The 16,407-nt window shown below is 49.6% G+C and carries 11 protein-coding genes; 1 reads left to right on the top strand and 10 read right to left on the bottom strand.

Going from position 1 to position 16,407, the window contains the following annotated elements; all coding sequences use genetic code 11:
• Positions 1-40 precede the first annotated feature (40 nt).
• The 7 genes from ACTHPM_RS04750 to ACTHPM_RS04720 all read right to left on the bottom strand — a co-directional run bounded on the left by ACTHPM_RS04750 (position 41) and on the right by ACTHPM_RS04720 (position 10,517).
• Complete coding sequence (locus ACTHPM_RS04750; protein WP_440394042.1) at positions 41-2,788, bottom strand: hypothetical protein; 2,748 nt, start codon at positions 2,786-2,788, stop codon at positions 41-43.
• A 127-nt stretch (positions 2,789-2,915) separates the two neighbouring features.
• Positions 2,916-4,424, bottom strand: coding sequence for a sulfatase family protein (locus ACTHPM_RS04745; protein WP_440394041.1), 1,509 nt, complete (start codon positions 4,422-4,424; stop codon positions 2,916-2,918).
• Between the two features lie 27 nt (positions 4,425-4,451).
• Complete coding sequence (locus ACTHPM_RS04740) at positions 4,452-4,958, bottom strand: sulfatase/phosphatase domain-containing protein (protein ID WP_440394040.1); 507 nt, start codon at positions 4,956-4,958, stop codon at positions 4,452-4,454.
• Between the two features lie 49 nt (positions 4,959-5,007).
• The gene (locus ACTHPM_RS04735; RefSeq protein ID WP_440394039.1) at positions 5,008-7,017 is read right to left on the bottom strand and encodes a family 20 glycosylhydrolase; all 2,010 of its coding nucleotides are present in this window, start codon (positions 7,015-7,017) and stop codon (positions 5,008-5,010) included.
• Positions 7,018-7,047: 30 nt separating this feature from the next.
• Entirely contained in the window at positions 7,048-8,568 is a 1,521-nt protein-coding gene (locus tag ACTHPM_RS04730; protein WP_440394038.1) for an extracellular solute-binding protein, read from the bottom strand.
• A gap of 65 nt (positions 8,569-8,633) precedes the next feature.
• Positions 8,634-9,503: a carbohydrate ABC transporter permease gene (locus ACTHPM_RS04725; RefSeq protein ID WP_440394037.1), complete on the bottom strand. Its 870-nt coding sequence runs from the start codon at positions 9,501-9,503 to the stop codon at positions 8,634-8,636.
• A 42-nt stretch (positions 9,504-9,545) separates the two neighbouring features.
• Entirely contained in the window at positions 9,546-10,517 is a 972-nt protein-coding gene (locus tag ACTHPM_RS04720) for an ABC transporter permease (RefSeq protein ID WP_440394036.1), read from the bottom strand.
• Positions 10,518-10,900: 383 nt separating this feature from the next.
• On the opposite strand from ACTHPM_RS04720, the gene ACTHPM_RS04715 reads away from it, so the two are divergent.
• Positions 10,901-13,114, top strand: a complete 2,214-nt coding sequence (locus ACTHPM_RS04715) for an AraC family transcriptional regulator (RefSeq protein ID WP_440394035.1) — start codon at positions 10,901-10,903, stop codon at positions 13,112-13,114.
• A gap of 215 nt (positions 13,115-13,329) precedes the next feature.
• Here ACTHPM_RS04715 and ACTHPM_RS04710 read toward each other — a convergent pair whose 3' ends face one another.
• The 3 genes from ACTHPM_RS04710 to ACTHPM_RS04700 all read right to left on the bottom strand — a co-directional run bounded on the left by ACTHPM_RS04710 (position 13,330) and on the right by ACTHPM_RS04700 (position 16,394).
• Entirely contained in the window at positions 13,330-13,626 is a 297-nt protein-coding gene (locus ACTHPM_RS04710; RefSeq protein WP_440395354.1) for a GNAT family N-acetyltransferase, read from the bottom strand.
• A 149-nt stretch (positions 13,627-13,775) separates the two neighbouring features.
• Positions 13,776-15,332 (bottom strand): stage V sporulation protein B, encoded by a 1,557-nt coding sequence (spoVB, locus tag ACTHPM_RS04705; RefSeq protein WP_440421444.1) that lies wholly within the window; start codon positions 15,330-15,332, stop codon positions 13,776-13,778.
• A 99-nt stretch (positions 15,333-15,431) separates the two neighbouring features.
• Positions 15,432-16,394: an NAD(P)H-dependent flavin oxidoreductase gene (locus tag ACTHPM_RS04700; protein ID WP_440394033.1), complete on the bottom strand. Its 963-nt coding sequence runs from the start codon at positions 16,392-16,394 to the stop codon at positions 15,432-15,434.
• Positions 16,395-16,407: the final 13 nt, after the last annotated feature.

The raw sequence follows: 16,407 nt of genomic DNA, 5'->3' as shown, positions 1-16,407 counted from the left end.
GCAGCGTCATCCCGACACGGCAGGTTTAAAATAAGGTACTCTACAGCACGATCAACGCATCAATATTGTTCCAATATCCGCTGGAGGACGGATCCTTCGTTCCCAGCTCCTTGATCTTGAGGGTATGCGAGCCGTTCGCCAGGCCGGATATCGAAAACAATATCTGCCCGGCCTTCCACGTAGATGCATAAGCATTTACGGTCTGTACTAAGTTTCCGTCCATATACACTTCCGCCTTGCCGCGGCCGCTGCCGACGTCTCCGATCCACTCAATCCCCGTTCCTGTGAACGTATAGGTCGCCTCCTCTCCTGCGGCAGCGGTTACGTGGCTGCTGCCGCCGTATTCACTGCTGTTTCCTTGAACTGTCCAGCCACCCGTGTACGTCACCACGGAATCGTCTATTTTCGTAAACCCTACGGGATTAACGACAAACGCATCGACGTTATTCCAGTAACCGCTGGAGGATGGATGTTTCGTACCCAGCTCCTCGATCTTGATCGTATGCGTGCCGCTTGGCAGCCCGACAATCTGAAATAAGGTTTGGCTCACTTGATAGGTTGGGGCATAGGCATCCACCTTCTGAATCAACTTCCCGTCAATGTACACATTGGCCTGGCCGCGGCCGCTCCCGACGGCTCCGATCCAAGCGATTCCCGTGCCCGTAAACGTGTAGGCTGCCTCATCTCCCGCTTGATTGGTAATATGGCTGCTGCCGCCATAATTGTTCGTGTCATTCTTGACGCTCCAGCCTCTGCCGGTATAGGTTGCCTCGGTATCATCTATTTTACTGTCTGGGACAATGCTACTTGTCATGTGAATCGCGGTCATCGTATGCGCCGGGAAGGTATAGCTGAACGAGCTCCCCGATATAAGCGCAGAGGAGGTTTGCACGGTCACACTCAATGGCTCGCCTTCAACGTTGTATTGCCCTACCGTGCTGTTTTCCCCCAGCGTCCATACGGCTGCGTTTGCATCCGGGGTGTAATTTTGCATATTCACGTTCGTCGTGTAGTCATTCTCCGGGTCTTCATTGATGACAACCAAATACACATCGCCATCGTCCGTCGTTGTAGCAGCCACGTCTAAGGCATTGTTCGTGTAGGTTTGAGCATTGTAGGTATATGTGTACGCAGGCATAGAGGTGATGACAGGATGAGCCAGAAGATTCGTTCCGGTCATATGGGTAAGTATTTTGTACATTTGTGCGGATACACTCTGCGTAAAGTTGCTGCTGCCTGCGCCTTCGACAAAGTTATTGGCGAACAATGCTTGCTGCGGCTTGGAGCCAGACCAGTCTTCAATAAGGCTGTGCTTCGAGGTCACTTTCAGCCCCATTTGCATAAAACTCAAAGCTTCTTTGCCTAGATAAAGCGCATTGCCCAGCGAGGTGACAAAATTAGGATTATCCTTCGGCGTCGTGGATATAAACAGACCATATTCCGAAACATATACTTCGCCTTGTGATAATGGGTCTGAACGCAGTTTGTTCAACATGCCGGATACGCTGGAAATATTGCCGTTCGCCGATTTCATCAAATATCCGTAGTAATCATTCAATTCCATGTTTCCTGGCATGGATTGTGTGTATGGATGCATGGCTACTCCGTCATAGTGCACTCCGGCGTTACCAAAGGCTGCTATGGTGGCTGCGTCATCGAGGCAGCTGAGGACAGTAATGCTCGGGTCGACCGCTTTCATGGCTGTGATAAAATCCTTGTACCCGTAGTGATACGCCGAGTACGAAACGGTTATGGTGTTCCCGCTCGGCGGGACTTGTCCGTGAGTTCCGTCGCCGAACGTAATCAAGCCTGATGCATTATCCATTTTATACACTTGCGATGTCGGCCCGGAACCGTCAAATGAATCGACTCTCGTCCAGGCCGTTCCGTTCACGAATACCGTATCGGTATTTTCAGTGACCGGTCCATAGGCCGCGTATACTTCCTGCCCTGGAACTCCGGTGCTTTTGTAGGAGTTTTTCAGCGAAGACCAGTCCGTATTCAGAACTACAGGCTGCTTCGTGAAGGAAACATTGCCCCCGTTCACGTAGTAGCTCTGATAACTGGTTCCCGCCGGAATGCCGGCCATCCAATGTCGCTGATAAGTCAAGTACATTTCATTTCCTAATTCAAAATATTTAACATTGTATGGATCCGCATGTCCATTCGCGATCCGGAGCGCCACATAGGGATTATTCGAATCCGTTCCGTTTAAATAATGCACCAGGTTAGCAGCATCCGTCGGATTTCCGTTTCCCATGTTATACATATAATTCAGCGACGAGCCGGCATCTTCCGCAAACTTCAGTGCCTGATCCAGATTGAAGTTGACTGGCTCGGAATATAAATTGAGCATGGTGCCCGTCACCTGGGCTAGTCCGCTGTCGGGGTTGGTGCCGTTGCCGTTCCCGACGGCTCTCTGCCACCAAAACAGGTTGCCTGCACCGCCGGGGTAGCGGAAATTTTGCAGGCTGACATCGCTGTACGCGTTCATGAAATCGGGACGTACCTGGCTGGTATCCGGGTCAAACATTCCATACCCGTTCTTCATGAACCGATGGTTTGCTCCAAACAGTTGAGGAGATACCGCCCCTACTTTGTTATTCGTATCAACCGTTATCGTCGGAACAGCCGTCGTGTCCGCAGTTTCTTCAGCATATGCTGCCGGCAGGCTATAAGGCAGGCTATAAGGCAGGCTATAAGGCAGGCTATAAGGCAGGCTGCCTATGCCGAGCAAACTCATGCACAATACACAGAGCAATCTTTTGGATGCTGCTATTTTCATCACTACTAATCCCTCCTTATATGGGTTTTCTTTTGTTACTGCCTGGATCATAAACTTTGACCGCACCCGGAATCCTTAATTACCGGATACCTTATCAATAAGCATCACCTCCTTTCACAGGAGCATCGCTTCACGCTCCTGAAATACGGGGCATGGGCATCGCTTCTTTTCCGAATTCGGCCCAGAGAAATTTCAGGAGGAGTTCCTGCTTCAGTGTTGCAAACGCCGGGTTATGCCAGAGATTATCGAATTCACCAGGATCCTGGTCCAGATCGTACATTTCCCCGTAAAGCTGGCCAAAGTACACGGTGATTTTGTATCTTTGCTCCACATACGTCTTCAAATGGATCGTCGTCGGTTCATGATGATTTTCACAAATGACATGGTCCCTTACCTTGTTGTCGCTTCCTAGCCAAACCGAGCTCTGAACCTTCCCCGTCATACTTCCAGGAACCGGGATTCCGCACATGCTCAGGAAGGTAGGGGCTAGATCCACTAATGATTGCATATCCGTTTTGACTTCGCCCGCAGGAATGTGCCCCGGATATCGAACCATAAACGGCACCCGGATCAAATCCTCGTAGTGGAATGCCCCTTTTTTGTTCAATTGATGATGTCCGCACAGATCCCCGTGATCTGATGTGAACAGGACGATCGTACGATCGCGGAGGCCGAGCTCTTCCAAGGTATCGAGAATTTTGCCGACATATTTGTCTAGATGGCTGATCATTCCGTAATAGACGGCCCAGTCTTTTTTCGTCTGCTCTTCGTTCTGTAGATGGGAACGGAAGCCGTGAAGAAATTGCCCCGACTCGCTGTACGAGGAAAAGTCCGGTTCCGGCTGCTGTGTCATACCAAAATGAGGCGGATTCTGCGCATGTTCCCCTTCTTTTGCTTTTGGTACCTGAAGAGACTGTGGATCGTACATCTGGTCCCACGGTTCCGGTGCGACATAGGGATTGTGAGGATCGAAAAAGCTGGCCCAGAGGAAAAAGTTCTGGTCATTGTTCTTGTATTCATGCAACAATTGATTAACTTCCCCCGCTATCCAAGCATTTTGATGATATTGTTCAGGGATCTGCCACCTTCCCCGGATTTCCTTCGGCAGGCTGCCTGTAGGTTCGGCGAAATACTCCCTCCAGTTATGCAGCCCCTGCTTCTCCATCCAGATTGCGTAATGCTGCCCGACAAGATGCTCCGGCCCATGGTTTCTTGCGATTTCGATATGTTCGAAACCATAAAAAGGCCCATGAAACGCTCTCCATAAATCCAGATCCTGAAGCAAAGAATGGGTCTCAAGCGAAGAATACTCCGGCGTTGATCCTAAAGGTTGAAAATGAGCTTTGCCGACTAGCGCCGTCCGGTAACCATGCTCCACGAAGTCTTCTCCGACTGTATGCACGCTCTCCATCAGTTTGGTGCCGAGCGACCACGCTCCATGCTGGCTAGGATACATACCGGTGATGATAGACGCCCTGGAAGGCGTACATGTAGGATTCGGGCAATAAGCCCTCGTGAAGGTCGTTCCCTCCCGCACCAGGCGATCCAGATTAGGCGTATGAATCTCGGGATTCAGCGCCCCAATTGTATTCCAATGTTGCTGATCTGTTGTTATAAGCAGTATGTTTGGTTTTTCCATCGTTAGTTCTCCTGTTTCTTGTTCTTGTTATTGCGCCTTGCTGCCTGGAACGGCTGTGCTCAGGAATGCTTTTGGTGTGCGCCCCGCAACCAATCGGGCGTTGCTAACATAACCTTCCTCGCGCCTCTTCAGCTCTTCAACGAGCCTATCGCGCCAGATGGACAACACTTCAGGCTGAGCGTCCGAAGCCAGATTATGAAGCTCTTGCGGAACGGTCTCCAGATGAAATAACTGCTCTTCCCCCGATTGCGAGAACCAGATATATTTGTGGGTTGCATCGGTGACATAATGATTGGACAAAGCTCCGTATGCATGTTCACCGTGCAAATAATCGCGCCATGCGGCGGAGTCCCCCCTGCAAAGCGGAAGCAGGCTGCAGCCGTCAACCGAATCCGGAATCGGGACGCCGGCTGCTTCAAGAAAAGTCGGCATTATTTCGCGCAGTTCGACCACCTGCTTCACGGTACTTCCTTTTCTGAAGCCGCACATACCTCCCGGATCGAACATCAGGAATGGAATATGTGCGCTATACAACGGGCCTCCAACATTTCGTTGAAGGCCCTTTCTGTTGTTCTAAACCGTGTTAATGCAGGGCCATGCTGCTCACCAAGTCTTTCATGATTCGAATACGCGTTTTATGCCAGAAAAGCAAGCAATGCAGGCAATCGTCGAGCTCTTCCGGGTGGATGAGAGGTCTAAGGATTTCATGCCCTTCCTCCTCGACCTGAAGAATGAACATCTCAATCGCGTCGATATGTTTGCGAGCCTTGAGCGCCACTCGCTCTTGCAGCAGCTGCCTGTCACGCATATACATCCATATTTCCATCGATGCCATGAGATTATCAACCTTCTTTTGAATCTGGAACACCTTGGACATGAAGCCGTAATACATCAAATTGTGCTGGTTCCTTCGGGCAGCGCCGGCCATCTGTTCTAACAATCCAGACAGGGGCATTCCAACAGGGACGCGTTCCTGATGGCGTATGAGCCAGATCGCATCGGTCGGCATCAAATCGGCAGGCGCCTGGAAAGATTCCTCGAGATCGTAAAAGCGTTTGCAGAATTTCCGGTCAAATACCTCCGTTGTCACGCCTTCGCTCGACCAATAATACTCGCCTGATGCGATGAAAGCATATCTCATGCCCTCAATCAGCCCATTCAGCGGATCCATGCCGTTGTTCCGCGTCCATCCCGTCGAGATGACGCCGACCGATTGATGTCTCTTTACGGCCTTTGCCCATTCCTGAATATTAGGGATAGCCCTTTCCGGGTCGGACAGAATGGTATCCCTCATCATCTGGGCTGCGGACGCGCCCATAACGTCATAGCCCTGATCCTGAAGAAATTCCAGAAAGATCGTGCTGTTGATTTGAGCCGGAAAATCCGTGCTGTTACCATACTTTTCAAGAAAGTCTTTTTCTTCCTGCGGCAGCTGCTCATATAAAGCTGATGCTGCGTCAACCCTGTCGGGAAGATTCTGAACCGATTTATGCAGCCATTGTTCGCTGATCACGTTCCCGCTAAAACTTTGGACCGTTGACATCGATTCATGCGTAAAACGGTAATTCCAGTACATAAATACCGTTTCTTTCGGCATTTCCGAAATCAGCTCGGGCGCATGCCTTGTAAACATATCGTCCCAAATGACCGGGATCCTGCCGGCATCAATGACATAGTTGCATACTTTTTTCATGTATTGTGCGTACATGGCATACTTGCTGCTTCCCTTGGACTTTTCCGAACATACCGGGCACTCCCCCAGTTGATGCGTTTCATCGCCTCCGATATGAAAATATACACTGTCCTTGTGCAGATCAGCCAGTTCATGAAAGAGCTCCGTAAACAGCTTGAACGAGTCCGGATTGGACGGACACATCTGCTGATAATAATCGCTCGTTTCCCGCAGGTTCGCATATTGTTCATGGCGTAAAATATATTCGGCGTGACCTAATGACTGCAGTAGAGGCATGATCTGGATATGATGATCCTTGGCGACTTCCTGGAGATGAAGCACGTCTTGCCGGCTCAGAGCAGATCTCAGGCTGATCAGCGGATGGCTCTCGAACTTGAATTTGTCCTCATATTCGACCAGGATCGTATTGATTTTGAATCTTCCCAGTTCGCTAATTAATGAAGATAAATAAGATTTCGTCGGCACGCCGCCTTTCAGGTCGAAATGGACCCCGCGGATTTTCATATCCGGCCAGTCCGTCATACGGCAGCACGGGATATCCCGATAGTCTTCTATTATTTGGATCAAGGTCTGAAGCCCGTAAAACAATCCTGCTGCATCTGTTCCTCTTACAGTTATCTGTTCTTGGGCCACTTCGATCCGGTATGATTCATCGGTATCCAAGTGCAGCGGCACGATAACATCCTGAGCGTCCGACTGTACTTTGGCCATCGTAATCATTTGGATCTCCTCGCCGAATCTCGGCTGCAACCGGACTTGGTATTTTTCTTGCACAAGCTCGACAAGAACGAGTATATGCGGTTTCATGGATACGGGTGCAGTGATGCGCAGAGGATCCGAGATGCTGAATAGACCGCTGTGAACGTCCACCTGCTTCGGTTCCGGTATAATATTGAACATGATGAGCGCCTCCCTGTAATCAGCTGGTTTTTACTTATGAAGCTTAGCGTACTCTTCTTCATATTCCTTCAGCATCTGGTCTCCGCCAGTCGTTCTCCATTTCTGAATGACCGCATCGAACCCTTTGTCGTCGAGTTCGCCGATAATATATTTCGTTGTAGCATCGCTGATCAGCGTATTCAGTTCATTCCCCTTCTCGTTATTGGTCTGCGAGATGAGCCCTGAAGCAGGGTTGCCGAGCAGCGTGCTGCTTTCCCCGTTTGCCTGGACCACGTTTGCCATTTCGACTTGCCAATCCGGTTTGTCCTCGGTCGAGATTTCCGGCTGTGTCAGCGCAAATACGTTCAGTGCCTCCAATTCGGCTGATGCCTCATTGTTCACGACCGTACGCTTGCCGTTTTCGAGCTTATAATCGGTTCCCTCGATTCCATATAATCTAAAATCCTTGTGATCAGGAGCAGCCAACCGATCCAGTGCAGCAAGAATTTCTTTTAAGCGCTCTTCCGTTTTTATACTGCTCTTCGGAAACATAAGTGTACTCCAATAGCCAAGGCTTGCATAACGATAGTTCGGACCTTCCAAATCCGAGAACGTTGTCACTTTGGCCTTTGGTACATTCTTGAACAGCTTGGTCCAGATATCCGTCCGGTCTGCATTACCTATATAGGCGCCGACCACTCCTTTCTCCAGCATCTCGTCCGTCTGATTTTGCTTGGCATAGGAGAAGTCCTTATTCATGATGCCTTCATTATATAATCGCTGCACATATTTCATCGCTTGACGATACTCTTCGGTCGTGAAGCCGGGAATGAATTTGCCGTTTTCGACTTTATAACCGTTGGGAGCGCCATACTTGGCTGCAATGAATCCGACTGGCCCTGTACCGATGCTTGCTATGCCATAGGTATCATTTTTGCCGTTGCCGTCCGGATCGTTTTTGGCGAAAGCCTTTAGGACCTCATACAGCTCATCCAGCGTTTTTGGTCGTTTCATACCTAATGTATCCAGCCAATCCTGGCGTAAGTTAATGCCGCTGCGGTCGATCGTTTGCGGATCATAAAGCGCCCATATTTTCCCGTCGACCGAAATGTTGGTATCCCTGATTTTGTCACGGCTTGCTTTCAAATTCGGATACTCATCAATGTATTTGCCCACTTCCCAGAATGCCCCGGCGCGAATCGCCTGAATGATCGACGGTTGATTGCCCTGAAAGACGACTAGAATATCCGGGAGGGTTCCCGACGCAAGTGCAACATTGACTTTGTCCATCATATTCGGGCCTTGAACGAAGGTAGGCTTGATGTCTGCGTTCATAATTTTTTCGACTTCAGTAAAAAGCGGATCGCCTTTTTTGGGCAGTACACCCCAGTAAGGCTGCATCGTAGAAATTTTAACGGGTTCTTTGCTGCCGCCTGCCGCGCTTCCCGAAGCTGCCGTTCCCGCCTGGTCCGCATTTCCTTCCTTCCCTCCGGAGCAGGCTGCCAGCATTGTCGATGAGGCCAGCAGCAAGACCATTGCCGCAGACGTCGCTTTATTAACTTTCCGTTTCATAGTGAAATCCCCCAATTCAAATTTTCTTTAATGATTACCAGGCAGCATGGACCCTCATGAAGCATTCAGCCCTTTACCGAACCCAGCATGACACCTTTGGCAAAATGCTTCTGTACAAACGGGTATACGATTAATATCGGCAATGTTGCAATTACGATCGTTGCATTTTGCAGGCTTTGGGACGGAACGCTGGTCGTAACCCCCGATTCGGAAAAGTCATACGTCGCAAGTACGATAATATTGCGGAGCCACAACTGAATCGGCCACATATCCGGTTTGTTGAGATACAGAAAAGCCGAGAAGAAATTATTCCAATGACCTACGGCATAAAAGAGCGTAAAAGTGGCAAGCGACGCCTTCGATAGCGGAAGGGCAATACGGTAAAATATACTCAAGTCGTTACAGCCGTCAATTCTCGCCGAATCGAACATTTCCTCCGGCAGCTGAATAAAGAAATTACGCATCAGTATCAGATTGAACGCCGAAATCGCTCCCGGGATCAGCACTGCCCAATAGGTATCCAGCATATGAAGTTCCCTCACGACAAGGTATCCCGGAATAAGTCCGCCGTCAAACAGCATGGTAAAAACGATGAGAAGCATAATGATCCTTCTGCCCTTAAGTTCTTTTCGCGACAAGGCAAAGGCCGTAATCGACGTAAAGAATAAGTTAATCAATGTACCGGCGACCGTGATAAAGACGGAAACCAATAAGCTTTTGGGAATGGTCGGATCGGAAAATATCAATCGGTACGCTTCTAGCGAAAAAGTCTGCGGAATAATAACAAAACGCTTCCTGAGCAGCTCTTCGCTCGTCGCGAATGATCCCCCCACAATTTCGATAAAGGGAAAGATGCAGATCAGAGCGACGGCAATCAGCAATAGAACGTTTACAATATTGAAAAGCAATCCACCGAAGGTTCTGCTTCTAGTCAAACCCCAACACCTCTCTTCCATTGAATGGGTAAACCGCTCATTCTAAAAAATCCCTTCTTCGCCCAATTTACGGGCAGTTGTATTCGCAGCGATGACCAGAATGAGCCCCACCAACGATTTGAACAGTCCCACGGCCGTACTGTAGCTGAATTGTCCCTGGGTAATGCCTGTGACATATACGTAAGTATCAAACACATCGGCGTTAACCCGGTTGCCGGGGTTGATCATATTGAAGATTTGCTCAAAGCCCAAATCCATGAAATGCCCCAATTGCAGAATGAACAAAATGACAATCGTGCTGCGGATGGAAGGCAGGGTGATGTGCCACATCTGGCGAAACCGGCTTGCTCCATCCATTTTTGCAGCTTCATATAATTGAGGATTGATACCACTCATGGCCGCCAGGTAGAGAATGGTGCCCCATCCGGCTTCCTTCCAGATACTTTGGGAGGTAAGCATCGTCCGAATCCATTCCTTGCTGCCAAGGAAATTGATCGGATCTGCGCCGGCAGCTCCGAGCAGATCATTCACAGCGCCTCCTTCGGTCGTGAAGATGACGTACGTGATACCTACGATCACGATCCACGACAGAAAATGAGGAATATAGATGATGGTCTGGATGCTTCGTTTGAACCACTGCAGCCGCACTTCATTTAACATGAGCGACAAGATAATCGGAACCGGAAAAGAAAATACAAGCTTGTACAAGGAAATCAGCAACGTGTTTTTAAAAAGAACCATGAAATCGTTATTGCCGAAAAATCGTTCGAAATGTTTCAGCCCGACCCAGGGACTGTCCATAAATCCCAAAAACGGCTGATAATCCTTGAAAGCCAGCGTGATTCCCCACATGGGCAAATATTTAAAAATTAGAAAATAGATGACCCCGGGTATAACCATCAGGTATAACCAATAGTGCGCCCGGATCTCCTTTTTAAGGCCTCTCTTCGGAGCGTCCCTTGCTGTTGATGATATAACATTCGTGCTGCCTCCGTTGATCATGGAAGACTTCATCTCGTATCCACTTCCCTTCTGATGTATTTTCCAAAGCATAGGCGACCCGGAAGCAACATGCTATAATCCGGTGGATAGATGAATGGAAAACCTTGATATAACGGGCTTTTCTCCTTCAGGTATGCTCATTTCAATAGATATAATCACGATGATATGTGATGCCTGGTTAGATGCGGGGCATATTTCGTTTTGCGGATTGCTTGATTATAATGTTAATGTCTCCATATCCGAAAAGAAGGAAGCTCGGAGACAACGTTGATCTTTCTCTGATTCGCAGGTGGAGAAGAAAGCGAACGGGTAACTAGCAGATCATGGATAACTGGAGGATCACTGTTATGCATATGCCAAAATATTTAATGCGACTAATTGTATATACTTTGCTCATGTCTACTTTGCCTGTCATTTTTCTGGGTACCTTTTCTTACTTCACAGCCTCTTCGAATATCTTGGACAAGGTAACGGACAGCATGCAGCAGCTGTTGGCACAGACGCAATCGACCGTTGAAGAGAACCTTCGGATCATGGACCAGTCCTTGACTCAATTGACGAACTCGCCTGTGATCATCAAAGCGTCCAGCATGCCGTTAAAACCCGAAGAATTTCAGACGATTCGCGAGGTCAATCAATCTATGGAAAATATTGCAGCAGGAATCCCCGGAATTCAGGGCCTGTACTTCATCAACACCAAGAACCGCTGGGCCATCTCTCCGGAAAAAATTGCTCCATTAAGCAATAATGAATTGAATGCGTTTACAAAAATGAAAGAACAACTTGCTGCCGAACCCTTGCTGCTGGAGCATAACAGCCGTTCCCCGCTTCAAATGCGGGATGCACAAGTTCCATATGGCCTTCTGCTCGTCAAAGCTAATCCACATTATGTAACTGATGCCAACAGTCTCGTATTCTCGGTGATCGACTACGAGCAGATGAACCGCTGGATTACAGATTCAAGGCATCTCGGCAATATTTTTATCGTAAATCAACAGAACCAGGTGATTGCATCGAACAGCGAGGACCGCGAGAAATATCAGCCCCTTGAATCGATGGTGTCGAATATGAAGCTGACAACCGATTACACGGGTAAATTTTTTAAAGCCAACCTGCAAGGAAAGAGCGTTTACGTCTTTTATCATGCTTCCGCGTATACCCATTGGACCTATCTGTCGGTGATTCCGAAGTCCGTGATGTTGAAAGACAATAGCTCCATACTCTGGACAACGCTGCTTTCCGTCGCTGGGGTCATCGGACTGATGCTTGTTTTATCGTATAAAGGTTCGCTCCGAATGTACTCCCCCATCAATCATTTGTACAATACTCTGACCAAAGATAAGCCTGTTCATTATCATAAGGATGAAATCGATTTTATTGCGAAGACGCTTGCCAATATGAAGCAGCAAATGATGCTGCAGGGCAAAGAACTGCATAAATACTATGTATTGAAGTTATTTTACGGGGAGCTTCTGACCAAGGATATTCACGAGAAAATCGTGCTAAACCATCCTTTTTTCGAGGATTCACGGCAATACAGCGTCCTTGCGATTAAAATTGACACGTTCGGGGGTACCCGATTCTCGGAGACAGACCGCGATTTATTATTGTTCGCCGCCGTCAATATCGTGGAAGAAACAATCCCCTTTACGATTCGTCTCTCCCCCGTCGTCGTGAATCAAACGCTTGCGTGTCTTCTTTCCTTGAACCCCAATTCCAAGGAACTCAATAAAAAGGTTTTGCTGGAGCTGGGAGAAGCCGTTAAAACCAACATCAGCAGATATCTTGATTTTTCGGTCAGCGTCGGCATCAGCCGAGTCTTCCATGAAATGCCGTTAGCCCCCAATGCCCTTCACGAAGGACTGGAGGCGTTAAAGTACCGTGTTAAATTCGGAAACAACGCGCTGCTCTTCATTGAAGACGTCGAACCGGTATCCAACCAAGCTTTATTCCGCTATCCGGAAATACTGTCTACTCAGCTTCAGGATGCCATCAAGTTGAACGATAGCGCTAAAGCGCATGAATTGATTAAAGATTTCGTACATGCTTTGTTTCAGCTGGAAGGAACACCCGCAGATTATCAGATCATCCTCATTCGGCTCCTCAGCGAGCTGACGAAGCCTTACCATTTTGAAAATACGCATACGCTCTCCATCCTGGAAGATCAATCATTGCCTAAGGAATTGCTCGAAATGCAAACCGCTTCCGAAATTGAGGATTGGTTCATCAACAAGGTGATCGACCCGATCTTGAAGCTGATTGAGGAGAAAACGGATCAGGAGTATAAGAAGATTTCTGATGAAATGGTTAACTGCATGATTGAAAATGATGGCGCGGATCTGACCTTGGATGCATTGGGTAAAAAGCTGAATTATTCTCCAGCGTATTTGAGCCAGGTGTTCCGGAAGGAAAAAGGCGTTTCTTTTACGGATTATGTGACAGCCAAACGTATTCATACCGCAAAAATCATGCTCATCGAAACCGATTACAGCGTCAATGTAATCGCACAGCATCTGAATTTTACGAATCCGCAAAACTTCATCCGTTCATTCAAGCGCGAAGTCGGCATGACTCCAGGTAAATATCGGGAGATGAACAACAGTCAGTAAAGGCCAAGCAGAACCAGCGGATCGACTATTTTCCCACCCGCTGTCCGCCTTAATACTCGCCTTCTTATGTTTAATATCGCTAGCCTCAAGACCTTGCTCCGCCAACACGTCCGCGGCATTGTCCTTGGGGCGGTATCCGATCAACTCGCGCAAGTAGTCGATATCTCGATATCTTTATAAATGTCTTCATTATTTGACGTCCCGTTTTCGCCCCGCTAATCCTGCTGCCAGACGTCCGCGTATTCTTTATGCCGTTTGAATTGAGCCAAGGCGAATGAACATGCAGGCACGATTCGCTTGCCTTCATTGCGGGCCTTATCAACGACGGCCCGTACCAGCTCATCGCCGATCTTTTGGCCTCGAAACTGCTCTGACACAAAAGTATGATCAATAACCAAGGTTTCGCTGTCCAGGAGCTTACAGGTGATTTCAGCGACCTCCTGTCCGTCATCTTTCATGACCATTCTCTGCCCATCCTCTTGAATATGTTTCATGCGTTCACGCTCCTCAATACATTGTTTTTTCCTTAACTATCCTTCCCCCTTTGGTGATTAGCCGAAACGTTACGCACGAAATAGGAAAAGACCGCGGTATACGCGGCCTGTTTTATTGTCGCAAGCATCTCAGCACCATGCGTTGCAACTTCCATTCTTCAAGCAAATTAAGGAACCGGTGTTATCGTCGGCGTTTTCGGCCCGCTTCGCAGTGCGTGCGTGAGCTGCATCGTTGCAGCATAGGCGAGAAGCGCGGCAAGCAGCGCCGCAAGCAGCGCGTAGCTTTGTCCGAAATCCATGCGAAGCACAAAGCGGTGGGCGGCCAAACTGCTGATGGTCATGAACGCGGCCCCCAAACCGGCCTTGAATACGATCCGAAAGTCGAAGTAAAAGCCGATCGTTCGTGCAACCGAATAGAAATTCAGCATGGCGAGCAGCAGAATGCCCAGTCCATACCCGATGGCGACGCCTCGAATTCCCAGGTTGGAACCGAGCACGAATATCATGCTCAGCTCAAAAATATTCGTCATGATATGGTTCCACATCACGGTTGAAGCTCTTCCTAAGCCGAGCAGTATCGCCCGCAGCGGCGCCTCGAAGTAGTGAAGGAAATACAAAGGAGCCAGAAGTTTGAGAAGTACGCCTGCTTCAGGTGCATGATAAATAACGGTCGTGAGCGGTTCCGCCCATAAATACAGCAGGATCGTGCATGGCAAACCGGCGATCAATGCCGTTCTCATCGCCATATCCATACGGCTGTGCATCAGGCGGCTGTCGTTATCGACGCTGGCTTCGCTGATGGCCGGAATCAAGGCCGTTGAAAGGGACTGCGTAAAAAAACCTGGAAGGTAAAGCAGCGGAACGGCGTAACCGGCAAGCAGGCCGAACTGCTTGGTGGCGAGCTCCGTCCCGATGCCGAACAGTACCAGACTTCGCGTAACCAGCAGCGGAAGAAACGCGTGGTACACCGAATGAATGAGTCCGCTGCCCGTCATTGGAAGACCGATGCGGAGCAAGTCACGAAGCGTCCGATCCTTGGAACGCGGTCCCTGTGAAGCAGGTGCAGGAGCCTCCCTGTTCCTGGTTCGCCTGGCCCATCTGTAAACGGAATACAAGTAAATCAGTCCAACACCTTCCCCTACCACGGAAGCTGCCATCGCTCCGGCAGCCGCATAGGCGATGCCGTAAGGCAGCAGGATGTTGACGACGCCGATGATGACAACGATTTGCGCGAGATTCTCAATAATGTCCGACAGCGCGAGCGGGTTCATGTTCTGCTTGCCGCGGAAGTATCCCTTCAACACCGCGGACATGGCGATGATCGGAATGATTGGCGTAATGGCCACCATGGCGTAATAAGCACGTTGGTCGGCCAGCACGATCGAACCGATCCACTTCGAGCCGAGGAGTGCTGCTGTGGTCAATATAATGCTGAGCGTCCCCGTGATGGATAAGGATACGGCAAGGATGCGTTTGATCCGATGCTCGTCGCCTTTGGCATCGGCTTCAGATACCAATTTTGATATTGCGACAGGCAAACCCAGCTCCGTCAGCGTAATAAACAAAGGAAGAAGCGGAGAAGCGATCATCAGCAGCCCGACCCCTTCCGCTCCCAAAAAACGCGCCATCAAAATTCCGTTGACGAATCCTAGTCCCCTCGTAAAAAAAGACGACAAGGTCAAAACGAACGTGCCCCGTATAAAGCTTTGTTTCACCATTCCCATCCTCTGCATCTCCACCCTACTGTCTTGTCCTTGTATACTTTTTAAATCTATTCCCCGGACAACCAATACATGCAGGAATGAGGGATATTTGTGGTCGACCTATGAGCTCCACCGGTTTCGGACTGCTTCCGCCTCCGCAACCATCCGGTGAAACAATTCGGCTACAGTTGGAACATCATCCACCATGCCGGCGGATTGGCCCGCGAAACCGAAGCCTCGTTCGGAATCGCCGTCATGTATGAAGCGCCTGTTAGCTTCGCCGTTCATCAGATTTTTCAGCGCTTCAAAGGTCGGCGTTTCATGTTCCACCTTGAGCAGATTGTCGATGTATCCGCTGCGCAGCACTCTCGCCGGATAACCGATCGAACGTTTGATGATCGCCGTATCCGACTCCGAACATTCGATGATGGCTCGCTGATAGGCTTCGGACGCATGCACACATTCCCGGGTAGCGATGAAGCGGGTACCCATTTCAATACCAGCCGCGCCCAAAGCATGGGCCGCCATCCAGCCGCGCCCGTCGCCGATGCCGCCGGAGGCCACGACAGGAATGTTCACGGCATCGGCCACCTGGGGAACGAGCACCATCGTGCCCACATCATCCCGGCCCAGATGGCCGCCTCCTTCTTGTCCGACGACAATAACGGCAGAAGCCCCATGTTGCTCAGCTTTCTGTGCTTGCCTGCGCGATGCGACGAGCACAAGCGTCTTGATGTCCGTCCTACGCAGCTGTTCCAGTAACGGTACAGGATTGCCGCCCGTCACGGTGACGGCCGGAACTCTCTCCTCGATGGCGACCCGCAAACGGTCGTTGTAGTCCGCGCCATGCATGCCGATCGCGAAGTTGATTCCGAAAGGCTGATCCGTGCACGCGCGAACCCGTTCGATTTCCCTGCGCAGCGTTTCCGCATCCGGCAAACTCATGGCCGTGATTTGCCCTAATCCTCCGGCATTCGATACCGCTACCGCCAACTCCGAATAGGCCAAATAAGCTAGTCCCCCTTGAATAATTGGATATCGGATCCGCAGCAATTCCGTTATAGGCGTCGTCCAATCCAACATCATCCCCCCCCTT

Source organism: Paenibacillus sp. SAFN-054 (assembly GCF_051966755.1).
Lineage (GTDB): Bacteria > Bacillota > Bacilli > Paenibacillales > Paenibacillaceae > Paenibacillus_AQ.
The sequence above is the reverse complement of the archived record's forward strand: the minus strand, read 5'-3'. Positions and strand labels throughout refer to the sequence as shown.